At 61.4% G+C, this 21,950-nt stretch carries 22 protein-coding genes; 13 read left to right on the forward strand and 9 right to left on the reverse strand.

What is annotated here, in order from left to right; translation table 11 throughout:
• Positions 1–12 precede the first annotated feature (12 nt).
• The 3 genes from P1P91_RS01845 to P1P91_RS01855 all read right to left on the reverse strand — a co-directional run bounded on the left by P1P91_RS01845 (position 13) and on the right by P1P91_RS01855 (position 3,521).
• Positions 13–1,380, reverse strand: coding sequence for an NCS2 family permease (locus P1P91_RS01845; protein WP_311884125.1), 1,368 nt, complete (start codon positions 1,378–1,380; stop codon positions 13–15).
• Positions 1,381–1,593: 213 nt separating this feature from the next.
• Positions 1,594–3,105: a YifB family Mg chelatase-like AAA ATPase gene (locus tag P1P91_RS01850; protein WP_311884126.1), complete on the reverse strand. Its 1,512-nt coding sequence runs from the start codon at positions 3,103–3,105 to the stop codon at positions 1,594–1,596.
• A gap of 74 nt (positions 3,106–3,179) precedes the next feature.
• Complete coding sequence (locus P1P91_RS01855) at positions 3,180–3,521, reverse strand: accessory factor UbiK family protein (protein ID WP_311884128.1); 342 nt, start codon at positions 3,519–3,521, stop codon at positions 3,180–3,182.
• Between the two features lie 209 nt (positions 3,522–3,730).
• Between P1P91_RS01855 and glnK the strand changes: the two genes are divergently transcribed.
• The 3 genes from glnK (at position 3,731) to P1P91_RS01870 (ending at position 5,640) form a co-directional block, all read left to right on the forward strand.
• Positions 3,731–4,069 (forward strand): P-II family nitrogen regulator, encoded by a 339-nt coding sequence (glnK, locus tag P1P91_RS01860; RefSeq protein ID WP_311884130.1) that lies wholly within the window; start codon positions 3,731–3,733, stop codon positions 4,067–4,069.
• 107 nt (positions 4,070–4,176) lie between these two features.
• Positions 4,177–4,605: a host attachment protein gene (locus P1P91_RS01865; protein WP_311884132.1), complete on the forward strand. Its 429-nt coding sequence runs from the start codon at positions 4,177–4,179 to the stop codon at positions 4,603–4,605.
• 258 nt (positions 4,606–4,863) lie between these two features.
• On the forward strand, positions 4,864–5,640 hold the full coding sequence (locus P1P91_RS01870) for a ferredoxin--NADP reductase (RefSeq protein WP_311884134.1): 777 nt from the start codon (positions 4,864–4,866) through the stop codon (positions 5,638–5,640).
• Positions 5,641–5,767: 127 nt separating this feature from the next.
• Here P1P91_RS01870 and hemE read toward each other — a convergent pair whose 3' ends face one another.
• Positions 5,768–6,880 (reverse strand): uroporphyrinogen decarboxylase, encoded by a 1,113-nt coding sequence (gene hemE, locus P1P91_RS01875; protein WP_311884136.1) that lies wholly within the window; start codon positions 6,878–6,880, stop codon positions 5,768–5,770.
• A 266-nt stretch (positions 6,881–7,146) separates the two neighbouring features.
• Here hemE and ribA point away from each other — a divergent pair, with 266 nt between their 5' ends.
• Positions 7,147–7,782: a GTP cyclohydrolase II gene (gene ribA, locus P1P91_RS01880; protein WP_311884138.1), complete on the forward strand. Its 636-nt coding sequence runs from the start codon at positions 7,147–7,149 to the stop codon at positions 7,780–7,782.
• A 24-nt stretch (positions 7,783–7,806) separates the two neighbouring features.
• On the opposite strand, the gene djlA is transcribed toward ribA, so the two are convergent.
• From djlA to P1P91_RS01900, 4 genes are read right to left on the reverse strand one after another with little or no spacing between them, the layout of a single operon-like run.
• On the reverse strand, positions 7,807–8,568 hold the full coding sequence (gene djlA / locus P1P91_RS01885; RefSeq protein WP_311884139.1) for a co-chaperone DjlA: 762 nt from the start codon (positions 8,566–8,568) through the stop codon (positions 7,807–7,809).
• Between the two features lie 58 nt (positions 8,569–8,626).
• Positions 8,627–10,555 (reverse strand): 1-deoxy-D-xylulose-5-phosphate synthase, encoded by a 1,929-nt coding sequence (gene dxs, locus P1P91_RS01890; protein WP_311884140.1) that lies wholly within the window; start codon positions 10,553–10,555, stop codon positions 8,627–8,629.
• Positions 10,556–10,558: 3 nt separating this feature from the next.
• Positions 10,559–11,452: a farnesyl diphosphate synthase gene (locus P1P91_RS01895; RefSeq protein ID WP_311884141.1), complete on the reverse strand. Its 894-nt coding sequence runs from the start codon at positions 11,450–11,452 to the stop codon at positions 10,559–10,561.
• Positions 11,446–11,751 (reverse strand): exodeoxyribonuclease VII small subunit, encoded by a 306-nt coding sequence (locus P1P91_RS01900; protein ID WP_311884142.1) that lies wholly within the window; start codon positions 11,749–11,751, stop codon positions 11,446–11,448. Before P1P91_RS01900 ends, P1P91_RS01895 begins: the two co-directional genes overlap by 7 nt.
• A gap of 264 nt (positions 11,752–12,015) precedes the next feature.
• Between P1P91_RS01900 and serA the strand changes: the two genes are divergently transcribed.
• From serA to P1P91_RS01915, 3 genes are all read left to right on the forward strand, one after another.
• The gene (serA, locus tag P1P91_RS01905) at positions 12,016–13,251 is read left to right on the forward strand and encodes a phosphoglycerate dehydrogenase (RefSeq protein ID WP_311884143.1); all 1,236 of its coding nucleotides are present in this window, start codon (positions 12,016–12,018) and stop codon (positions 13,249–13,251) included.
• A gap of 107 nt (positions 13,252–13,358) precedes the next feature.
• Positions 13,359–14,402: an oxygen-dependent tRNA uridine(34) hydroxylase TrhO gene (trhO, locus tag P1P91_RS01910; protein WP_311884144.1), complete on the forward strand. Its 1,044-nt coding sequence runs from the start codon at positions 13,359–13,361 to the stop codon at positions 14,400–14,402.
• A gap of 166 nt (positions 14,403–14,568) precedes the next feature.
• Positions 14,569–15,390, forward strand: coding sequence for an IclR family transcriptional regulator (locus P1P91_RS01915; protein ID WP_311884145.1), 822 nt, complete (start codon positions 14,569–14,571; stop codon positions 15,388–15,390).
• A gap of 34 nt (positions 15,391–15,424) precedes the next feature.
• Here the strand turns inward: P1P91_RS01915 and P1P91_RS01920 are convergent, their stop codons facing one another.
• Positions 15,425–16,798, reverse strand: coding sequence for a sigma-54 interaction domain-containing protein (locus P1P91_RS01920; RefSeq protein WP_311884146.1), 1,374 nt, complete (start codon positions 16,796–16,798; stop codon positions 15,425–15,427).
• 522 nt (positions 16,799–17,320) lie between these two features.
• On the opposite strand from P1P91_RS01920, the gene P1P91_RS01925 reads away from it, so the two are divergent.
• The 6 genes from P1P91_RS01925 (at position 17,321) to P1P91_RS01950 (ending at position 21,855) form a co-directional block, all read left to right on the forward strand.
• On the forward strand, positions 17,321–17,797 hold the full coding sequence (locus tag P1P91_RS01925; protein WP_311884147.1) for a hypothetical protein: 477 nt from the start codon (positions 17,321–17,323) through the stop codon (positions 17,795–17,797).
• A 2-nt stretch (positions 17,798–17,799) separates the two neighbouring features.
• Entirely contained in the window at positions 17,800–18,321 is a 522-nt protein-coding gene (locus P1P91_RS01930; RefSeq protein ID WP_311884148.1) for a hypothetical protein, read from the forward strand.
• A gap of 2 nt (positions 18,322–18,323) precedes the next feature.
• Positions 18,324–18,953: a hypothetical protein gene (locus P1P91_RS01935; protein WP_311884149.1), complete on the forward strand. Its 630-nt coding sequence runs from the start codon at positions 18,324–18,326 to the stop codon at positions 18,951–18,953.
• Positions 18,954–19,006: 53 nt separating this feature from the next.
• Positions 19,007–20,161 carry a hypothetical protein gene (locus P1P91_RS01940; RefSeq protein WP_311884150.1) on the forward strand — a complete coding sequence of 385 codons (1,155 nt, stop codon included), beginning with the start codon at positions 19,007–19,009 and terminating at the stop codon, positions 20,159–20,161.
• A gap of 104 nt (positions 20,162–20,265) precedes the next feature.
• The gene (locus P1P91_RS01945; protein WP_311884151.1) at positions 20,266–20,991 is read left to right on the forward strand and encodes a C39 family peptidase; all 726 of its coding nucleotides are present in this window, start codon (positions 20,266–20,268) and stop codon (positions 20,989–20,991) included.
• Between the two features lie 54 nt (positions 20,992–21,045).
• On the forward strand, positions 21,046–21,855 hold the full coding sequence (locus P1P91_RS01950; protein WP_311884153.1) for a hypothetical protein: 810 nt from the start codon (positions 21,046–21,048) through the stop codon (positions 21,853–21,855).
• The last annotated feature ends 95 nt before the right edge of the window (positions 21,856–21,950 follow it).

Genomic DNA, 21,950 nt, shown 5'->3' on the forward strand with positions numbered 1-21,950 from the left:
CTTGCGCCTGGCTTACTGGGCGGTGAGCAGCATGACCAGGGACAGCGCCGCGGTAACCCACATGGCCGGCTTGATTTCTTCCAGGCGCCCGGTGAGCACCTTGATCAGCACAAAGCTGATGAAGCCGAAGGCGATCCCCAGCGTGATCGAATAGGTCAGCGGCATCAGGATGATGGCGAGAAACGCCGGGAAGGCCTGATCAAAGCGCTCCCATTCCACCTTGCTGATCGGCGCCATCATGAAAAGCCCCACCATGACCAGCGCCGGCGCGGTGGCGATGCCCGGCACCAGCGACAGCAGCGGTGAGAGAAACAGAAACGGCAGGAACAGAAACGCGATCACCAGCGCTACCAGCCCGGTACGGCCGCCCTGGGCCACCCCGGCGCCGGATTCCACGAACGTCTGGGCGGCGCTGGTGCCCAGCGGCGCGGCGATCATCGAGGAAAAGGCGTCCACCGTCATGGAGCGCTTGAGGTTGCGCGGGTTGCCGTCTTCGTCCTTGAGCTCGGGAGCGGCTTCCGACAGCGCCATGAAGCACGACATGGCGTCGAAGAAGTTGGTGAACAGCATGACAAAGATGAACGGCAGGTAGGCGACTTTCAGCGCCCCCAGAATATCCACTTTCATCACCGCGCTGAAGTCCGGCCAGGCGGCAAGACCCGTCCAGGCGACCAGCACCTCGTCGCCCCACAGCCGGCCCATGGGCGCGGCAACCAGGGTGGTCAGGGCAATGCCCATGACGAGCGCGCCGTTGAAGCGCAGGATGACGAAGACCGCGGTGGCAATCAGCCCCAGAAAAAACGTCGCCAGGTGGGCATCCATGTTGCCAAGCGTGACGATGGTAGCGTCGCTGCCGACGATAAAGCCGGCGTTTTGCAGCCCGACAAAGGTGATAAAAAGCCCGATGCCGCAGGTGATCGCATAGCGCAGCGACGACGGAATTGCTTCGATCACGGCCTTGCGCACGTTGAATAGCGCCAGCACCGCAAAGATCACCCCGGACCAGAACACGCAGCCAAGCGCCACCTCCCAGCTAAGACCCGCGCCCAGCACCAGAGTGTAGGTAAACAGCGCGTTCATGCCCATCCCGGGAGCGACCAGAATGGGGTTACGGGCGTAAAACGCCATCGCCAGGCTGCCCATGAAGCTGATGATTACCGTAGCCGACAAAGCGGCAGAAAAGGGAATACCCGCATCGTTGAGCACCGCGGGGTTGACCACGATGATGTACATCCCGGCCAGAAAGGTGGCCAGACCGGCAAGGATTTCGGTTTTGACGCTGGAGCCGCGTTTGGACACGTTGAAGAAACGGTCCAGGAATGACAGACGGTCGGGACTCGTGTTGAGCGCCTCGTTGGCGCGAGCGGTTGTCTCGTTCATACCCCTACCTGTTTGTTGTTGTGGCTTGAGCCGTTGTGGCTTGAGTCGTTGCAATGAGCGTTATTGCTGCCTGGGCCGAGATGGCTGGAGGTATCGTTATCGGATAGCGGCGAGGCTTTCGCCATTTCCTGACCTATTGGTCAAATAACGAGTCAAGCCTAGCCACCCGGGGTAAGCCGGTCAAGGCAGGGAAAAGCCGGACTGCTTACGACTTTAGCCACCCTTCAGCAGGCGATCGAGCTGGCGATAGCCGATGGCTTCAATGAAGTGCGCCTTAACGGGTTTGGGCGCGCCTTCCAGATCGGCAAGCGTCAATGCCACGCGCAGCACCCGGTGGTAGGCACGCGCCGAAAGGCGCAGTTTCTCCAGCACGCCGGCCAGCCAGGCGCGCTCCTCGGCGTCCAGCGCGCAGGCGAGTTCCAGCGCCTCGCCGGAAAGCCGACTATTGAGCGCCCCGCGCGCCTGCTGGCGTTGACGGGCGGCGAGCACGCGCTGGCGGACCTCGAAGGACGACTCGCCCCGGGTCTGGGCGGTGAGCTGTTCCGGCGGCAGCGCGGGCACTTCCACCTGCAGGTCGATGCGGTCCAAAAGCGGGCCGGAAAGCCGGGCCTGATAGCGCTGTATCTGGCTTTGGCTGCACTGGCAGCGGGTGCGCGGGTCGCCCAGGTGCCCGCAGGGGCAGGGATTCATGGCGGCGACCAGCTGGAAGCTGGCCGGATAGCGGCGCTCGTGGCTGGCCCGGGCCAGGTGGATTTCTCCGGTTTCCAGCGGCTGGCGAAGCACCTCCAGCACGTGGCGGGAGAACTCCGGCAGCTCGTCGAGAAAGAGGACGCCGTGGTGGGCAAGCGAAATTTCGCCGGGCCTGGGTTTGGAGCCGCCGCCCACCAGCGCGGCGGCGCTGGCGCTGTGATGGGGCTGGCGAAACGGCCGCTGGCCCCAGTGCTTTTCCAGCGGTAATCCGCAGACCGAGCGCACCGCGGCCACGGCCAGGGCGTCATCATCGGAAAGCGGCGGCAGAATACCCGGCAGGCGGCTGGCCAGCATTGTCTTGCCGGTACCGGGCGGGCCGGCAAACAATAAATTATGGCCGCCGGCCGCGGCGACTTCCAGCGCCCGCCGGGCCTGCTGCTGGCCGCGCACCTCGGCAAGGTCGGCCAGGGGCTCGGTGGCGACGGGCGGCGCCGATAGCCGGTGTGGAGCGATGCGCGCCTGGTCAAGCAGATGGGCGACGACTTCCCACAGCGAGTCCGCCGGCAGCACGGTCAAGTCCTGCCCGGCAAGGGCCGCTTCATCGGCGCATTCACGAGGAATGATCAGCCGCTTCCCGGCGGCCCGGGTGGCAAGGGCCAGGGGCAGCACGCCGGGCACGGCGCGCAGCGTGCCGTCCAGCGCCAGTTCGCCGGCGCACTCGATGCCTTCAAGGGACTCCACCGGCAGCTGCCCCGAGGCGGCAAGAATGCCCAGCGCAATGGGCAGATCAAAACGCCCGCCTTCCTTGGGCAAGTCCGCCGGGGCGAGGTTCAGGGTAATACGCCGGGTATTGGGAAAGTCAAAGCCGGCGTTGACCAGCGCGCTGCGCACCCGTTCGCGGCTTTCCTTGACCGCCGCCTCGGGCAGGCCCACCAGGGTAAGCCCCGGCAGGCCGTTGGCCAGGTGGACCTCCACCTGAACCGGCGGTGCTTCAAGCCCCAACCCCGCCCGGGTGGCAACAATCGCAAGCGTCATGGCGTTCCCTCGCTGGTGGCGGGTGTTGGCTAAAAGTGTTTTTCTGCGCTTGCCGCGACGCCAAGTAGCATGGGCTACGCCTGGCGATCGCTGCCTGCCGCCGGGCCGTCATCGGCTCGGGGAAAGGTGTCGGCTGGTTCCTGGCCTTGCCCGGAGCTCTCGGTCTGGGCGTCGGGATCGACGGCGGCTTCCAGCGCGGCGACCTGGCTTTCCAGCGCTTCTACCCGGGCGCGAGTGCGCTGAAGCACGTCCATCAGGATGTCGAAGTCCTCACGGGAGACCAGCTCCAGGCGATCGAACGCGCCGCGCACTGCCTGCTGTACGCCCTTGTGAATGTCCTCAGGCGCCTGGGAGGCGTTCTGCAGGCGGTCGCCGATTTGCTGGGCAAGCTGGCTGATGCGATCTTGAGCGGCCATGGCATTCTCCTTGTGTTCCAAAATAACGGTGCCCCTCCCCGCAGGATACGCAACCTGCCGCCAATACGCATGCAGAAAACCTCGGATACCTGCGGTAGCCACATTTTTTCTTCGCGGCCGATGGCAGTGTATGCTTAAACGTAATTTGCCGCCGGGGTAGCCCTGCCTCGTGCTTCCATATATCCAACGTTGCGTTGAAGGATACTGCCATGAAACTGATTTCTGCGATTATCAAGCCGTTCAAGCTTGATGACGTCCGCGAGTCGCTCTCCGACATCGGCGTGCAAGGCATTACCGTCACCGAGGTCAAGGGCTTCGGGCGTCAGAAAGGCCATACCGAGCTCTATCGCGGCGCGGAGTACGTGGTGGACTTTCTGCCCAAGGTGAAAGTGGAGGTGGCAGTGGATGACGATCTCACCGAGCAGGTCATCGAAGCCATTACCCAGGTGGCCAATACCGGCAAGATTGGCGACGGCAAGATTTTTGTCATGCCGCTGGAGCAGGTGATTCGTATCCGTACCGGTGAGACCGGCAAGGACGCAGTATAAGTGTCTTTGGCAAATATTGACCTGCTTCGGAGCGCTTGCCATGGTAAAGAAGTCGTACAAGCAGGTTCCGGGTCGAAGCCCGCCGTTGAACAGGAGGAAGTGCAACGATGACAACCTATATTGTGGTAGCCGACGCCGCGCGTGCGCGCATCTTCACCCGCGATGCGCTGAAGCTCGTTGAGCAGGAAAACCTGGTGAATGCCGAAGGACGGCTGCACGAGGGCGACTTGGTTACCGATAGTCCCGGCGCCTCGGTGCACGAGTCGTCGTCAAGCGCGGCGCGCTCGTCGGATGAAGGCTCGGCGCTGGAGAACGCCAGGGAAGTGTTTGCCAAGCAGGTTGCCGACCGCCTGTACTCGGCGCGTATCGATAACAGCATGGAAAAACTGGTGATCGTTGCCCCGGCCAAATTCCTGGGGCTGCTGCGCGAAAAGCTCGATGCCGCGACGCAAAAGCTGGTTATCCACACCTTGACCAAAAACTTCAGCAAGGCCGCCGTGGAAGATATTCAGGAGGCCGTGAGCGAGCTTCGTTAAATGCTTTTGTAAGATGGCACACTGGCCTTCAGTGATGGCTTAATCCTGTTGAGAGCAAGCAAGCTCAAGCGCCGCGCAGGTCCGACCGCGCGGCGCTTTTTCTTTGCTGCGGTTAGGCCGAGCAGCGCGCCTTTCAGCCTGCGCCTGCCTGTCGCATTCCGGCGGACGCGAAACGTTGCGCTCAGTGGTAAAGTAGGCCGCCAGAATGGCCGGCCTGGCGGTCGGCATCGTCATCGCTATTGTCAAAGAGGAGCCGCCATGAGCAAGTTCGCCAAGGCTGAAGTGCTGAGCGTTCATCACTGGAACGACACGCTGTTCAGCTTTCGCACCACCCGGGAGCCAAGCCTGCGTTTCAAGTCCGGTCAGTTTGTCATGATCGGGCTGGAGGTGGATGGCAAGCCGCTGGTGCGGGCCTATTCCATCGCCAGCCCGCACTATGAAGAGCACCTCGAATTTTTCAGCATCAAGGTGCAAAACGGTCCGCTGACCTCGCGCCTGCAGCACCTGGAAGTCGGCGACGAGATTCTGGTTGGCCGCAAGCCCACCGGCACCCTGGTCACCGACGACCTGCTGCCCGGGCGTAATCTCTACCTGCTCTCTACCGGTACCGGCCTGGCGCCTTACATGAGCCTGATTCAGGACCCGGACGTCTACGATCTGTACGACAAGATCGTGCTGGTGCACGGCGTGCGCTACGTTTCCGAGCTGGCCTACGCCGACTTCATCACCCAGGAGCTGCCCGAACACGAATACCTGGGGGAGGAAATCAGCGAAAAGCTGGTCTATTACCCCACCGTGACCCGGGAAGCCTTCCACACCCAGGGGCGGCTGACTGACCATATCAGAAGCGGCAAGCTCACCGCCGATGCCGGCCTGCCGCCACTCGATCCCAGCCAGGACCGCGCGATGATCTGCGGCAGCCCCGCCATGCTCGACGATACCAGCGCGTTGCTCGACGAGCTTGGCTTCAAGATTTCACCGCGCATGGGAGAACCCGGGGATTACGTCATCGAGCGGGCATTCGTGGAAAAGTAACGGCGCGGCAAAGTCGAGGCCGGAAAGAAAGTAGAGGGCGGAAAGCAAGCGGGAAAGAAAACGCCCCGCAGCCCCGCTAACGCGGAGCCTGCAGGGCGCTTGAGCAAAGCGGCGGAAAGCCTGCCGATCAGGCGTTCTGGTGGGCGGGAATGTCGCGATGATACTGCGGGCTCAGCTCGTGCAGCGAGTCGATGAACGCCGTGACGTGGTCCGGATCGGTGAACTGGCTGATGCCGTGGCCCAGGTTGAACACGTGGCCCGGTCCGTGGCCGTAGCTTTCCAGAATCCGCGCGACCTCGGCGCGAATGGCGCTGGGGCGGGCAAACAGCACGTTAGGGTCGAGGTTGCCCTGGAGCGCCACCCGGTGGCCCACGCGCTTGCGGGCGTCGGACAGCTCGGTGGACCAGTCCAGCCCCACGCCGTCGGCGCCGGCGGCGGAGATGTGCTCCAGCCACTGGCCGCCGTTCTTGGTGAACATGATCACCGGCACTCGGCGGCCGTCGTGCTCGCGGATCAGCCCGGAGATGATCTGCTCCATATAGCGTAGCGAGAACTCCAGGTAGGCCGGCGTGGAGAGCGCCCCGCCCCAGGTATCGAAAATCTGCACTGCCTGGGCCCCGGCGCGGATCTGGGCGTTGAGGTAGTCGGTCACCGCGTGGGCGAGCTTGTCGAGCAGCTGGTGCATGGCGTCCGGGGTGTCGTAGAGCATCGCCTTGACGTGGCGGAAGTCCTTGCTCGAGCTGCCTTCCACCATGTAGGTGGCCAGCGTCCAGGGGCTACCGGAAAAGCCGATCAGCGGCACCCGGCCGTTGAGCTCGCCGCGGATGGTGGACACCGCGCGCATGACGTAGTCCAGATCGCGCTCGGCGTCGGGAACCTTCAGCGCCTCGACCTCTTCGGGGGTGCGCACGGTCTTTTTGAACTTCGGCCCCTCGCCGGTCACGAAGTAAAGCCCCAGATCCATGGCATCGGGAATGGTGAGGATGTCCGAGAACAGGATCGCGGCATCCATCGGATAGCGTTCAAGAGGCTGCAGCGTTACTTCGCAGGCCAGGTCCTGATTGCGGCACAGGTCCATGAAGCTGCCCGCCTCGGCGCGCTTGGCGCGATACTCGGGCAGATAGCGGCCGGCCTGGCGCATCATCCATACCGGCGTGCGATCCACCGGCTGGCGCGCCAGCGCACGCAATAAACGATCGTTATGGAGCGGTGAAGCCTGAACGGCGGAAGCAGAAGTCATAGAATACAAGCTCTTGAAAAAATAGCCTGCCTGAGTGGCATGCCAAGGGTGTAAGATGGATTGTATGGCATGGAAGGTGTTTTGCTAAACTGGGGTGCCACCATCCGGCGCTCGTGTGGCCATGCGCCCTGTCGATGCCGTCCTGATTATACCCGTCCTGCGGCGCCGTTGCTGCCGCGGCAAGCGGCGGTGAAATACGCTGTCAAACCCGGCAAAGCTCACCTCGGCGCGCTTTCCGCCGGGATGTTCGACCATCGAGGTAACCTGTGACAATTCGCTTCATTGCCGCATCCCGGCTGCCCACCCCCTGGGCGACATTCACCATGCACGGTTTCGAGGATGAGGCCACGGGCAAAGATCACGTCGCGCTGACCCTGGGCGATGTGAGCAGCGACACGCCGGTACTCGGGCGGGTGCATTCGGAATGCCTGACCGGCGACGCGCTGTTTTCCATGCGCTGTGACTGCGGCTATCAGCTGCAGGAGGCGCTGAAGCGTATAGCCGGGGAAGGCCGCGGAGTGCTTCTCTACCTGCGCCAGGAAGGGCGCGGCATTGGCCTTCTGAACAAGATCCGTGCCTACCACCTTCAGGACGAAGGCGCCGATACCGTCGAGGCCAACGAGCGGCTGGGGTTCGGCGCCGACATGCGCCGTTACGACCTCTGCGTGCCGATGTTGGATCACCTGGGCGTGCAGGCGCTCAGGCTGATGACCAACAACCCGCGCAAGGTCGACGCGCTGACCCGGGACGGCGTCAACGTGACCGAGCGGGTGGCGCTGACCACGGGGCTCAATCCCCACAACGAAGGCTATCTCTCCACCAAGGCGGGCAAGCTTGGCCACATGATGGCGCTGGATGACTTCACGCCCGCCAGCGGCGTGGATATCGAGCGCAAGGGCTGATCCCGCGGCGCGCCGGGGTGCGGCTTAGCCGTTGCCTCGGGCTTTCTGTATCTGCTCGTAGGCGCTGCCGATCTCCGCGGTGCGCTCCTTGGCGACTTCGCGCATGCTCTCGGGCAGCCCCTTGGAGGCAAGCTTGTCGGGATGGTTTTCGCTCATCAGCTTGCGGTAGGCCTTTTTCACCTCGGCGTCGCTGGCGTCCTTGGAAACGCCAAGTACCTGGTAGGCATCCTCGAGCGAAGGTCCCTGGGGCGCCGCCGACTGGGCACCGCCGCGCAGCATGGCCTCTATCTGGGCAATTTCGGCCTCGGAACAGCCAAGCCCGCGCACCACGCGCATGATGACCTCGCGCTCGGCCGGGTGCAGCTCGCCGTCGGCGGCCACGGCGGTCAGCTGTACCTGCAAAAACAGCTGGCGCAGAGCCGGCTGACTGCCGGCCATCAGGCGCACCTTGGCCACTTCGGCGTCGAGGTCAAACGCTTCGCTCTTGCCCCGGTTGAAGTCGGCCCGGGCCTGGGCCCGCTGTTCTTCGCTCAGGCGCAGCTTGTCCCACAGCTGGCGCGAAGCCTCCAGTTCGTCTTCGGACACGCGGCCGTCGGCCTTGCACACGCAGCCCATTACCGCAAAGGTGGACGACAGGAACTGCTGCTGGGCTCCCAGCAGCTTGCCCACCATTTTTCGGCGCAGATACTTGACCAGCCAGTAGCCCAGCCCGCCGCCGATTAAAAGACCGAGCGGGCCGCCCAGCTGGTAGCCGATGAAGGCGCCGATCAGGGTAATTATCAACATGGCGTCTCTCTTGGGGTTGCGAAGTTAACGGATAGAGGAAAGCCGGGCCCCCGGGCGCTCATGCCCGCGCCGCCAGGCGCTGGCGAATAGCGTGTTCGATACCGGCGGCGTCGAGCCCGCAGTCGGCCAGAAGCTCCGCCGGCGTGCCGTGTTCCACAAAGGCGTCGGGCAGCCCCAGGTGCAATACCTCGGCGTCGATACGCTCGGCAGCCAGCAGCTCGCCGACCGCACTGCCCGCGCCGCCGGCCACCACGTTTTCCTCCAGCGTCACCAGCAGATCATGCTCGGCGGCGGCGTCAAGTACCGCGTGGCGGTCAAGGGGCTTCACCGAGCGCATGTTGACGTGGGTAGCGTCCAGCGTTTCGGCTACGTCGGCGGCCGCGCCGTTCATGCTGCCGAACGCCAGCAGGGCGATGCGCGGCCGCGCGTCGTCGCCGGCTTTACGGCGAACCTCTGCCTGACCGATGGCCATGGGCTCAAGATCTTCTGCCACGGCCACGCCGGGGCCGGTGCCGCGCGGGTAGCGCACCGCGGCCGGGCCGGGGTGATGATAGGCCGCGCTGAGCATGGCTCGGCATTCGGCTTCGTCCGCCGGGGCAAGGACAACCATCCCCGGCACGCAGCGCAAGAAGGACAGATCCATGCTGCCGTGATGAGTCGGGCCGTCTTCGCCCACCAGCCCGGCGCGGTCGATGGCGAAGGTCACGTCCAGCGCCTGTACCGACACGTCGTGAATCAGCTGGTCGTAGCCGCGCTGGAGAAAGGTGGAGTAGATGGCCACTACCGGTTTGGCCGCCTCGCAGGCCATGCCCGCGGCAAGCGTTATCGCATGCTGCTCGGCAATGGCCACGTCGAAATAGCGCTCGGGGTATTCCTTTGAAAAGCGCACCAGGTCCGAGCCTTCGCGCATGGCCGGTGTAATGCCGAGCAGGCGCGGATCGGCGGCCGCCATGTCGCACAGCCATTCGCCGAACACCGCGCAGTACTTGCGCTTGGCCGGTGCCGGCGGTGCAGGGCTGGCCTCGGCCCTGGCGGTGCTGCCGGGCTTTTCCAGCTTGGTGATGGCGTGATAGCCGATGGGGTCGGCCTCGGCGGGTAGAAAACCCTTGCCCTTGCAGGTCTTGATATGCAGGAACTGCGGGCCCTCAGCGCGGCTCAGGGTGTCAAGGGTCTGGATCAGGCCGTCCAGATCGTGGCCGTCCACCGGTCCTGTGTAGTTGAAGCCCATTTCTTCGAACAGCGTGGCCGGGCTGACCATGCCTTTCATGTGCTCTTCGGTGCGCCGGGCAATGTCCAGCGCGCCGGGCAGGTGCGAGAGTACCTTTTTGCTCTCTTCGCGCATCTTCAGAAAGGGCGCGCTGGAAAAGATCCGCGACAGGTACGTGGCCATCCCGCCGACGTTTTCCGAAATCGACATTGCGTTATCGTTGAGAATCACCAGCAGGTTGGCGTTGACGTGGCTGGCGTGGGCCAGCGCCTCGAACGCCATGCCCGCAGTCAGCGCGCCGTCGCCGATGATGGCGCAGACCCGGCGCGTATCGCCCCTGGCCCGGGCGGCCAGCGCCATGCCCAGCGCCGCGGAGATCGAGGTGCTGGAGTGGCCCACGCCGAAGGTGTCGTACTCGGACTCGGCTCGGCGGGGGAACGCGGCCAGGCCGCCGTGCTGGCGGATGCTCAGCATGGCCTCGCGTCGGCCGGTAAGCACCTTGTGCGGGTAGGCCTGGTGGCCGACGTCCCACACCAGCCGGTCGTGGGGCGTATGGTAAATGTGGTGTAGCGCCACGCTGAGCTCGACCACGCCCAGCCCCGCGCCGAAGTGGCCGCCGGAGACGCCTACGCTGTACAGCAGGTAGGCGCGCAGTTCATCAGCCAGCTGCGCAAGCTGATCGGCCGACATCGCGCGCAGGGCGGCGGGATGATCAAAGGTATCGAGCAACGGCGTAGCCGGGCGCTCACGGGGTATCTCGTCGAACAGCTTCATGGACATAGCTTAATGGTCGCGCTCGATGATGTAGTGGGCAAGGTCAGCGAGAGGCGCTGCAGGCTTGCCAAGGGGCGTCAGGGCAGCCACGGCGTCGTCGATCAGCGCCCGTGCCTTGTGTTGGGCGCCATCGAGTCCCAGCAGGCCGGGATAGGTGGGCTTGGCCCGGGCGGCATCGGCCCCGGCAGTCTTGCCCAGAACGGCGCTGTTACCGGTGACGTCGAGCACGTCGTCGTGTACCTGAAAGGCCAGACCGATGGCCCGAGCGTAGCGTCCAAGCGCTTCAAGGCGCGGGTCATCCTCGCAAACGGCCGTCAGTCCGCCCAGGCGCACCGAGGCTTCGATCAGCGCGCCGGTCTTGTGCGCGTGCATGGTTTCCAGCACGGCGGTATCAATGGACTGCCCCATGGCAGCCATATCCAGCGCCTGACCTGCCACCATGCCGTCGCGTCCGGCTGCGCTTGCCAGGATATGGATCAGCGCGCCCAGGCGCGGGTGGCCGTCAGCGGCGATGACCTCAAAGGCCAACGCCTGCAGCGCATCCCCGGCGAGAATGGCCGTGGCGTCGTCAAAGGCTCTGTGCACCGTGGGCTGGCCGCGGCGCAGATCGTCGTCGTCCATGGCCGGCAGATCGTCGTGAATCAGCGAATAGGCATGGATCAGCTCCACCGCAGCGGCCGGCGCATCCAGCGCCTGAGCGTCGGCGCCCAGCGCCTGACCGGCCAGGTAGACCAGCATTGGGCGCAGGCGTTTGCCGCCCATCAGCAGGCCGTGGCGCATCGCTGCCTCAAGCCGCGGCGAAGCGGCCGGGCGATTGTCAAACAGCGCGGTGAGCGTCGCATCCACGCGGGCGCTGCTGATATGACGATGCGCGTCGAGCGTCGTGGCGTGTACGGCTACCATGGCGGCGTCTCCTCACTGGGGGGTTCGTTATCCGCGTCGGCATCCGTTTCGGCGCCAGCATCCGACGGCTGGAACGGCGTAACGGAAAGTCCGCCGGCGTCGTTTTCGCTCAGCGCGCGCACCTTGAGCTCGGCGTCATCCAGACGCGTCTGGGCCCGACGCGCCAGGCCCACGCCCTGTTCAAACGCCGTGAGGGAGTCTTCGAGCGATAGCGTGCCGGACTCCAACCGTTCGACCAGCGCCTCGAGCTGCTCGATCGTAGTGGCAAAATCCTGCGTTGGCGATGGTGTATCACTCATGGGTGAAAGCCTGCTGAATCAACATGGAACAAAAACCGGAACCCGACGGCCAGGCCGGGAGTATACACCGACCACCCGGGGGCGCGTCTGCCCGCCCCGAATAATATGCGCGGGCTTCATGGGTCGGCCCCGGACTTTTCATCGGCCCGGGCCCCGCCCCTTCGGTGTGGCTGTGGTAATATGACGGCCCTTCACCCTGCACTGTCCCGTGCTTGTTCACGTATCGATACGCGGCGCGCGCCGTTCATAGAGGTTGATTCAGCCATGGCTAAAACATCCCTGGACAAGAGCAAAATCAAGATTCTGCTGCTTGAGGGAGTCCACCAGAGCGCGGTGGATAACTTCCATCACGCCGGTTATACCAATATCGAGCACCTGCCGACGTCCCTTGACGAAGAGACGCTGATCGAAAAGATCCGCGACGTGCATTTTATCGGTCTGCGGTCGCGCACGCAGCTCAACGAGCGAGTCTTTGCCGCGGCGAAAAAGCTCGTCGGCGTGGGCTGTTTTTGCATCGGCACCAACCAGGTGGATTTGGACGCCGCGCTCAAGCGCGGGATCGTGGTCTTCAACGCGCCGTATTCCAATACTCGTTCGGTGGCCGAGCTGGTGCTGGCCGAGGCGATCATGCTGCTGCGCGGCATCCCCGAAAAAACCGCCCGGGCTCACCAGGGCGGCTGGCTCAAGTCGGCGAAAAACTCTCACGAAGCCCGGGGCAAGACGCTGGGTATCGTCGGCTACGGCAGCATTGGCGCCCAGCTTTCCGTGCTCGCCGAGTCGCTGGGCTTGCACGTGCTGTATTACGACGTCATCGCCAAGCTGGGGATGGGCAATGCCACTCAGGTCGCAAGCCTTGAGGAGCTGCTCGGCCGCTCCGACGTGGTCAGCCTGCACGTGCCCGACGTTCCCTCCACCCGCTGGATGATCGGCAAGCGTGAAATTGACGCTCTCAAGCCCGGCGCCATTTTCATCAACGCCTCCCGGGGCAGCGTGGTCGAAATCGAGCCGCTGGCCGAAGCGCTCAAGGAGGGCCGCGTACACGGCGCCGCGGTGGACGTCTTTCCGGTGGAGCCCAAGAGCAACGACGACGAGTTCCAGAGCCCGCTGCGCGGCCTGGAAAACGTCATCCTCACCCCGCATATCGGCGGCTCTACCCTGGAAGCCCAGGAGAACATCGGCGTCGAGGTGTCCGAAAAGCTGATTACTTATTCGGATAACGGCACCACCGTGACCTCGGTCAACTTCCCCGAGGTGGCGCTGCCCGCCCACCCGGAAAAGCATCGCCTGCTGCATATTCACCACAACGTGCCCGGGGTGATGTCCGAGATCAACCGCGTGCTGTCGGAAAACGACATCAACATCTCCAGCCAGTACCTGCAGACCAACGAAGCCGTAGGCTACGTGGTCATGGACGTGGACAAGGCCTACAGCCAGCAGGCGCTGGAAGCGCTGCGCCAGGTCGAAAACACGCTGAAGGTTCGCGTGCTGTACTCGCCCTGACGCCGCGAGCGGTGGCGGCCACCATGGCCGCCTTGGCTTGACTCGGGTAAAATATGCGGGTTTTTCATCCAGGCCGCCCTTTACGCGGGCGAACTCCAGGAGATCCCATGAGCAATTCCCCCCAGGCCGCCGCGCCGGAGGCACAGGCCCCAATGGCGCAGACGGTCGTCGCCGCGCTATATAAGTTTGTTACTCTCGAGGACTATCAGGCCCTGCGCGAGCCCCTGCGCCAGACTATGCTGGACAACGCCGTGAAAGGCACGCTGCTGCTGGCGCGTGAAGGCATCAACGGCACCGTGGCCGGCCGCCGCGAGGGCATCGATGCGCTGCTTGCCTGGCTCACCGCCGACCCGCGCCTGGCGGATATCGACCACAAGGAATCGTACTGCGACGAGCCGCCGTTCTACCGCACCAAGGTTAAGCTCAAGAAAGAAATCGTCACCATGGGCGTTGGCGGCATCGACCCTAACGACACCGTGGGCACCTACGTCGAGCCCGAAGACTGGAACGACGTCATCAGCGACCCGGAAGTGCTGGTGATCGACACCCGCAACGACTACGAAGTGGAAATCGGCTCGTTCAAGGGCGCGGTAGACCCCAAAACCACCACCTTCCGCGAATTTCCCGACTACGTGCGCGAGCACTACGACCCCACCCGGCACAGGAAAGTCGCCATGTTTTGCACCGGCGGCATTCGCTGCGAAAAGGCGTCGAGCTTCATGCTCAAGGAGGGCTTTGACGAAGTGTTTCACCTCAAGGGCGGGGTGCTCAACTATCTGGAAAGGGTCCCCGAGGACGAGTCCCTGTGGCAGGGCGAGTGTTTCGTTTTCGATAACCGGGTGACCGTGCGACACGACCTGGCCGAGGGCGAGTTCGAGCAGTGCCATGCCTGCCGCCGGCCGGTTTCCGCCGAGGACATGCGCGATCCCGCCTATGAGCCGGGTATCAGCTGCCCGCACTGTATCGATTCGCTGCCGGAGAAAACCCGCGCCAGCGCTCGAGAGCGCCAGCGCCAGATCGAACTGGCCAAGTCCCGCGGCGAGCCTCATCCCATGGGGCGCAACCCGCGACAGAACCCGCGACAGAACAAGGGGCACAACGCAGCGCACCGCCGGGCGGACGAGGGCGACCCCGAGGCGAGCTCGGCCTGATAGCCTTGACGTACGGCGTCGACTTTTGTGGAAACTGTTTTCATGAAGGCGACAACGGCAGGCAAATCAGGTTACTCTGATGCTTTTGTCCCGCACCACTTTGATGCGGGGGCCTAGCCGCGCGTACGTTACGCCGGCTGTTGCGAGAGATTCAGGAGGAAGACGGGTGAGTGAGGTAAAGCGTCGATCTGCCGGCCGGCCGGCCGGCACGGGCAAGGCCAGCGGCGGCCATAGCCAGTCGCTGGTGCGCGGTCTCAAGCTGTTGGAGCATATTGCGTCCGTTCCCCAGGGGGTATCGCTGTCCGAGCTTGCCGATATGGCGGGGCTTGCGCCATCCACGACGCATCGTCTGCTGCAGGCGCTGCAAAGCCAGGGGTTTGTTTCCCCGGAAAACGAGCAGGGCCTGTGGCGCATCGACGTCAAGACGTTCCGCATCGGCAACAGCTTTCTGGAAGCGCGCGACTTTGTCGCTACCAGCCGCCCCTACCTGCGTCGCCTGACCAGTATCACCGGCGAGACGGCCAACCTGGGCATTCGCGACGGTGCGACAGCGGTATTTCTGGCCCAGCACGAGTCGCCTCAGATGATGCGCATGATCACCCGGCTGGGCTCGCGCGCGCCGCTGCACGCCTCGGGCGTGGGCAAGGCGCTGCTTGCCTGGACACCCGACGATGAACGTGGGCGGCTGCTCGAAGACCGCGAGCTTACCCGGGTGACCGACAACACCCTTTACACCACCGAGGCGCTGGAAGCGGAAATGGCGCGTATCCGCGCCCAGGGGTTTGCCTGCGACCGCGAAGAGCACGCTGTCGGACTGCACTGCGTGGCCGCCTGCGTACACGACGAGCGCGGCACGCCGCTGGCAGCAATTTCCGTGTCCGGGCCCATGGCGCGCATCCCCGAAGCCCGCCTGATGGAGCTTGGCGGGCTGGTTCAGGAAACGGCCGCCGACATTACCGCCCAGCTGGGTGGGGAGATACCCGGCTAGCCCGGAAAAGTGTCGGAAAAGATACTCTGGAGGCTCATGTTGCCGTTTCGTTTGTTGGTCGGTGCAGGCCATGTTTTTCTATCAGACGGTAGATCGTAACGCGCGAGACGCTAAGCTCCCGAGCTGTCGGATGGATCTTATAACGGTTGCGCTGCAGTGCCGAGATCAGCGCCTCACGCTCTGCCTGATTTCTGGCCTGACAAAGGGAATGGCTAATGGCTGGACGCTCACTGCATTTGAGCCCTAGATCTGCAGGTTGGATTAAACAGCTATCGGACATGACCATGGCTCGGCGAATACGGTTGAGCAGCTCTCTGATGTTACCCGGCCAGCGGTAGTCACGCATGGCTTGAAAGGCTTCACGGGAGAACCCCTTCAGCCGGCCGGGTTTTTCGCTGGAGAAACGCTCGAAGAAATAGCTTGCCAGGATTTCGATATCTTCCGGGTGTTCGCGCAAAGCCGGCACCGTGACCTGTAACACGTTTAGTCGATGGTAGAGATCTTCGCGGAATCGGCCTTCTTTAACGGCTTTCTCGAGATCAACATTAGTGGCAGCAAGAATGCGCACATCGACCGCTATTTCTTTCAACCCTCCTACCCGCTGGATTCGCTGAGTCTCTAGAAAACGTAGCAGATTAACTTGCTGATCCAGGGGCAGGTCTCCTATTTCGTCGAGAAACAGTGTGCCGCCATCAGCAGCTTCTATGCGGCCCACCTTGCGTTGAACTGCACCGGTAAAAGCGCCTTTTTCGTGGCCAAAGAGCTCCGACTGAATAAGCTGTTCCGGAAGCGCTCCGCAGTTAATAGCGTGAAATGTACGTGATGCACGCGATGACCTCTCATGGATGGCCAAAGCAGTCAGCTCTTTGCCTGTGCCCGACTCCCCGCTAATGAAAACCGGTGCATCTACCACAGCCACCTTGCGGATAGTTTGAAACAGTGTCCGCATGATCGGTGTGGTCCCCACCATCTCATACTCTCCGGTATCAGTGGACATAGCAGGCTCGCAGCGACGAGGCTGCTGTTTTTGCTGTTGCAGCTGCGCTAAGGCTGCCGAGCGCTGCATTAACCAGTCAAGCTGGTGACCCTCAACTGATGATTCCACAAAGCCGTGGCAGAGGGTGGTGATAAAACTGAGGTGGCGAGCGTCTTCAAGAGCATCATTAGGTAACACGGCAAGCCAAAGGCAATGATGTTGCAGCATCACGGCCTCTAGCTGGTCCAGCCGGGATGGCGTCATACCCTCGAGGAAAATCACTCCGACAGAGCACTTGCTAACCACCCGATAGCCATTATCAGCTAGCTGAAGTTGATTCATCTCCCACCCACGCAATTCGAGATCGGATATTAACCCTCTGTTTTTATTCACTGTTCCGGTAACGAACCAACAGCATCGGCTAATGCTCATATAATCTAACCTCGCTCTTGTTGTAGTCGTTATTCGTGTGGCGATTATTTTGTTTTTCCTATATTAGACAGGCTTTTGTAAGGATTGATGAGAATTTGCAAAGTATTAGATGAAGATGATCGTTAAGGCAAGCATTGCTATCCAATGAATATCCATGGGGAGGATTATGGTTGATTTTTTGCATCCATGAAACATATTTCGTTCAGTTTTATTTCGATATGTTGCTGTGCGTTCGAAGGTTTTATATAATTTTAATTTAGAGGTTGTTTTAAAAGTAGTTTCCTATAAATATGTGTAATTTAAATGGTACTTGCTTTGTTTTTATTTAAGCCCATGATTTTTTATATGTTTTTATTTTTTGAGTGATCCGGTACGTACACGATCGAGATTCTTGTCACTTTTATGTAGCAGTATATGGTTTTAGTCTTATGGCGGTGATAACAAAATCAAGGAGTTATGTAGTTGGCACGGTAGTTGCATTGTATTGGGTAAGAGCATGAATACGTTTGCGGAGACGCTGCCATGTACCCAACTCACAATACAGATCGCCATCAGGCAGCCTGCAATGCCGTGGAAGTGGCGGAGGTGGCAGGCAAGCGGCAGCAGCGGCTCTCCTGCTTCTCGGGAGGCACTCTGGCCGGGGCCTTTTTGGCGGCTTTTATGGGCGCGCTGGCGTTGACCGTGACATCCCCTGTAGCACAGGCAGACGAGACTGAAAGCTATCGAGCGGAAAATGCAGCCGGGCTGTTTGCCGAGCCGCTCTCTTCCAGGCAGGAAGACGTTGCTTCACAGCGCCTGAGCGATGCCATGCTCGAGCGGATCCGCGGTCGCTATGTTCAGGTCCGGACGCCGGACCATGACGCAGGCACTGAGATTAACAGCGTCATTCTCTGGGACGAGCGTCCGACGGGCGGTGGCGGTGCCGATACTCAGTCCTCTCTTAATAGCGGGACGGGTAACTGGCAAAGCAGCAGCGTAACCACAGGGCGGGAGCAATAGTCATGAAGTGTCTGAATATTAATCAAGTAGCAAGAGTGACTTTGTTGGCAGCCGCCATCGGTGGCCCGGGTGCCGTCGCTGCCGACTCCGCGTTGGAACATAAGCTCAAGCCCCGCGTGCGGCCTGGCGATATCGTTATCCAGCGTCAAGTGGAGGCAGCACCCATCAATCGTGTCGAGCGGCATGGAGGACCTATCACTTCTCGGGTCAACGTGAAGGAGACGGTTCAGCAGAAAATGAAAAGCAACGGTGTTAATGCCGTTTTGCTAACTGACGAGCGGGCTGCCGGTATTCGAGGAAGCGTGCAGAGCTCGCTGGGTTCTCTCAACCACACTTTGGATACGGATAACCAACGGGTGCACGGCAGAGCTATAGGCGGAGAGAGCCATCGCGCCGCCAGCAGTCTGGGGGGTGGCAGCGGTGGTAGTGGAGGCAGCGGTATTTCGGGTCAGGTGACGTCGGCCACGTCCAGAATGTCCGGAGCCATTGACCGGGCCCTCTCACCTTTTACAGGGAGGGACTGATCATGGCGAATACAAACACAGACGCCCTTAAGAAAAGCGTTACGGCAACAGCAGGCATTTTGTTGATAGCTGGCTTTATACAGACAGCTGCGGCGCAGGACCCGGCTATGCGCAATAGTACGGTGCTCAGCAGCCAGGCCCTGAGCGGGGTCAGCGGCGTCAGCACCACTAACATGGCGGCCGGCGACGGCAACCTGCAGAGCAACGCTGGCACGCTGGTAATCAGTAACATCGCCAGCTCGGCAAACAAGTTACAACAGCAGTCGAGGATCGAAGAGCGACTTATCGATCAACAAAACATAACGGAAATCAAGGGTGCCGCCTTTCAACAGTCAGAGGGTTGGCTGTCGATTAATCAGGCGGCTGGACAGGGCAATGCCCAGAGCAACTCTTTCGGGGTGGCGATGGGCATCTCGGCCAGCAATCTCAGCGATACCACGCTGCAGGGAGTGCAGGCCGACAGGCAAGGGCTGGCTGGTACCGATGAGCGTTCGCGACAGTCTTCAAGTCGGGTCGAAGTTGATTCGACAGCATTCGAAGGTGCCCGCGGCGTGATCCAGGTCAACCAGTCAGCCGGCACGGGGAACGCTACGAGCAACAGCTTTCGCATGAATATGGCGCTGAAGCCGTAGCGATATTCGCAAGGCAGTAAGAAGAACGATTCGGTTCATTCAGGAGAAAGATCATGAAAACTTTCCAAAAAGCTCCACTCGCACTGGCCGTTAGCGCACTGATGATGGCCCCCGTGGCCTTCGCAGAAGAAGGCGGTGATGGCTTCAGCGCTTCAAGCGACATCACATCCAACTTTATTAACAACATCGAGGTGGATCTGCGTCATAAGTCGCATACTCGAAAAGACTTCGATATCGACGTAAGCGTTAGCGATGAGGCCGAGCACTACTCTGGTGCCACCGTCGACAGCAAGCAGTTTATTGGCGGTAACGAGGTGGACAATACAGCCTCTGATAACGACGCTACGGTAGGCAGTAGTACTGGCCAAGGTGCTACGGGTAACGTGGGTATCAACGTGGCGGCCGGCGATAACAATGCGCAGGCTAATGACGCTGCACTGGCAACTTCCGACGCCATGGACGTGTTCGGGCAGTCAGCGGCTTACTCAGCGCAGCACGCTGCAGGCAATATCGCTAACAGTGCCGGTAGTCCTAACAATGCGACATTGGGCGGCGATTCGCTGAAAAATGCCAGCGGTAATATTGGAGTGAACGTAGCGGCTGGTTCCAGCAACGCCCAGCAGAACTCGCTGGCAGCTTCCAGTAATAATAATGCTGGCCATACCCGTGCCACCACTGGTGGCGTCCAGCAGACAACTGGCAACAGCACAACCAGCGGGCCTGTAACCGAGCTGGGCGAATCGGTCGCCGTAACCCTGGAAGGTTCGATGAATGGTGGTTACATCGGCGGGGGAGCTGGCGATTATGGCGGTACTTGGGAACAAACTAACGACGTTTACCCCGAGGTTTGGGGAACAGGCCAGGGCGTAGATACCAATCACAAGGAAGGTGGTGGTGCGGAATACCTGGGGCATATCGACTTCGATAATAAGAGCGATTCGGGTCAGGATGGACGCTTCAAAGGTGACCAGAGTGGCGATCTGGACTTCACGGAAGTCGGTACTATCGGCATGGCTGGCACTCTATCCGGCAGCGTGGCCACCACTACAATCGTCAGCATGGATAATTCGAACAACGCCACTATTGGCAGCAATGCCCTGCAGGGAGCCAGCGGTAACGTTGGCGTCAACGTGGCAGCGGGTACGAATAATCTGCAGCGCAACTCGCTGTCGATTGCCTCTTCCATGGGTGGTGGCAATGGCGAGTGATAGCTATTACCAACCAAGCATCTAATTGATGCAGCAATCACTCCCCGGCCTGCTTTTGCAGGCCGGGGCTTTGAACCTGATGTTTTCACTCCTGGAGGTTAGCCATGGAATCAGCAATCACTATAGCCCTTGGGCGTCGTATGCCATTGCTGATTCTCGGGCTTATCTTGACCGTTCTCTCCATTCCTTTTTCCCAGGCGGCCAGCGTGCGTCTGGGCAATGTGATGGCAGGAACGGTCATCAGCAAGGACGTACAGTCGATCCGCGAGCGTCGTTTTGAAAATCTGGTGGAGCAGCACACCGATTTTTCCTGCGGCGCAGCGTCGCTGGCTACCATTCTCAAATATGCCTACCAGCAGCCCGAAACCACTGAGCAGAATGTGCTTGCAGGTATGCTAGAGGTGTCGGACCCGGAAGTCGTGTTGGCAAAAGGTTTTTCATTGCTGGATCTGAAGAACTATGTACAGTCCCTGGGATATCGCGGTCGGGGATACGAGGTGGCGCCCGATACTTTGGACGCCGTGTCGATTCCGGTGATCGTGCTGCTTGATCTCGAGGGCTATAAGCACTTTGTGGTAGTAAAAAAAGCCAGCGGGGATCGAGTTTATATCGGTGACCCGGCACTGGGTAATCGGATTATGGAGCGTGATAAGTTCTTGGCTTCATGGAATGGCATTATCTTCGCTATCGTCGGCGAGGGGTTCGATCGGCAGACACCACTTCTTGATCCCCGTCAGCCGCTTACGGCGCACCGCATGCAGGATATTTTTGCGCCGGTACCCAAGCAGAAATTGCTTGATTTCGGTTTTCGACACGCGGATGTCTTTTAGCCTGGCCGGGGAGCTGGGGCTAAAAGGGTTCGCCAGTGCTCAGGGGACATCAATATGTTAAGGCTCAAGCGGAAACAAAACGGTAAGCAAAAGCACCGGAAGGCTCGTGGTGCAATGGCGCTAATGGTTGTTGCCACTGCTGGTTTGATGGCGGGCTCCGTTCAGGCAGAGGTGTCAGACTTCGCGAATTTCTCCGGGGAGCGCCAGCTCAGCGATGCCGAACTTGCACAGCTGCGCGGGCGTTTCGTCGACAAGGGGCAAGTCATGTTTTTCGGCGTGCAGATGTCCAGCGAATGGCATACCTCGGCGGGTGAGCGACTGCGCGCGGGAGGAACGTTGCGCGGCGATCTGAGCGGGGCGTCGCCGACGGTTAGCTTCGAGCCTCACCTGACCGTGGGTAATTCAACGAGCCTGCCGGGAACGTCTTCAGGCAACGGTGCCGTGGTGCGCGACGCCGGCACCGCTAACGCGCGCGGCGTGGTACAAAGCATTCAAGCTGGAGGTAGCTTCAACGCCGCGGCCAACGACCTGCAGATTGATATTCTCGAAGCCGCCGGGCGTGATGTGCCAGCAGATGGTACCGGCGCCAACAATATGCAGCGACGTTTACCGTCGGGGACACGTATGGCTGTCCGTAGCGGCGCCCGGGGAGTCGGCATCAACCTGCAGGTGCCGGGAATGGGCAGCGTGAGCCAGGCCATTGTGCCCAGCCGCGGGCTCAGGCAGTCGATCCAGCTCACCAGCGACGCTCAGCAGGTGCGCAATCTGACGCGGCTTCAGCTCTACATGGGCGATCGCGGCGCCAACGCCGGCATGCCGGGGCTGCGCAGCGCCGTTGAATCGGCGCGAGGCTTGCGCCGATGAAGGGATGTTAGTCCGTGCAAGACTGGTCTACACTGCGCGTAATCCGCCGTTACTTTCCTGCTACTGCCGCTAAAGTCAGGGCAATGGATAACTAC

Origin of the sequence: Halomonas piscis (assembly GCF_031886125.1) — a bacterium.
GTDB classification, from domain to species: Bacteria; Pseudomonadota; Gammaproteobacteria; order Pseudomonadales; family Halomonadaceae; genus Vreelandella; species Vreelandella piscis.

Bases quoted from the DNA above. Each gene is read 5' to 3' on its own strand.
- P1P91_RS01845 (WP_311884125.1), bottom strand. From the start codon at position 1,380: ATGAACGAGACAACCGCTCGCGCCAACGAGGCGCTCAACACGAGTCCC.
- P1P91_RS01850 (WP_311884126.1), bottom strand. From the start codon at position 3,105: ATGACGCTTGCGATTGTTGCCACCCGGGCGGGGTTGGGGCTTGAAGCA.
- P1P91_RS01855 (WP_311884128.1), bottom strand. From the start codon at position 3,521: ATGGCCGCTCAAGATCGCATCAGCCAGCTTGCCCAGCAAATCGGCGAC.
- glnK (WP_311884130.1), top strand. From the start codon at position 3,731: ATGAAACTGATTTCTGCGATTATCAAGCCGTTCAAGCTTGATGACGTC.
- P1P91_RS01865 (WP_311884132.1), top strand. From the start codon at position 4,177: ATGACAACCTATATTGTGGTAGCCGACGCCGCGCGTGCGCGCATCTTC.
- P1P91_RS01870 (WP_311884134.1), top strand. From the start codon at position 4,864: ATGAGCAAGTTCGCCAAGGCTGAAGTGCTGAGCGTTCATCACTGGAAC.
- hemE (WP_311884136.1), bottom strand. From the start codon at position 6,880: ATGACTTCTGCTTCCGCCGTTCAGGCTTCACCGCTCCATAACGATCGT.
- djlA (WP_311884139.1), bottom strand. From the start codon at position 8,568: ATGTTGATAATTACCCTGATCGGCGCCTTCATCGGCTACCAGCTGGGC.
- dxs (WP_311884140.1), bottom strand. From the start codon at position 10,555: ATGTCCATGAAGCTGTTCGACGAGATACCCCGTGAGCGCCCGGCTACG.
- P1P91_RS01895 (WP_311884141.1), bottom strand. From the start codon at position 11,452: ATGGTAGCCGTACACGCCACGACGCTCGACGCGCATCGTCATATCAGC.
- P1P91_RS01900 (WP_311884142.1), bottom strand. From the start codon at position 11,751: ATGAGTGATACACCATCGCCAACGCAGGATTTTGCCACTACGATCGAG.
- serA (WP_311884143.1), top strand. From the start codon at position 12,016: ATGGCTAAAACATCCCTGGACAAGAGCAAAATCAAGATTCTGCTGCTT.
- trhO (WP_311884144.1), top strand. From the start codon at position 13,359: ATGAGCAATTCCCCCCAGGCCGCCGCGCCGGAGGCACAGGCCCCAATG.
- P1P91_RS01920 (WP_311884146.1), bottom strand. From the start codon at position 16,798: ATGAGCATTAGCCGATGCTGTTGGTTCGTTACCGGAACAGTGAATAAA.
- P1P91_RS01925 (WP_311884147.1), top strand. From the start codon at position 17,321: ATGTACCCAACTCACAATACAGATCGCCATCAGGCAGCCTGCAATGCC.
- P1P91_RS01930 (WP_311884148.1), top strand. From the start codon at position 17,800: ATGAAGTGTCTGAATATTAATCAAGTAGCAAGAGTGACTTTGTTGGCA.
- P1P91_RS01935 (WP_311884149.1), top strand. From the start codon at position 18,324: ATGGCGAATACAAACACAGACGCCCTTAAGAAAAGCGTTACGGCAACA.
- P1P91_RS01940 (WP_311884150.1), top strand. From the start codon at position 19,007: ATGAAAACTTTCCAAAAAGCTCCACTCGCACTGGCCGTTAGCGCACTG.
- P1P91_RS01945 (WP_311884151.1), top strand. From the start codon at position 20,266: ATGGAATCAGCAATCACTATAGCCCTTGGGCGTCGTATGCCATTGCTG.
- P1P91_RS01950 (WP_311884153.1), top strand. From the start codon at position 21,046: ATGTTAAGGCTCAAGCGGAAACAAAACGGTAAGCAAAAGCACCGGAAG.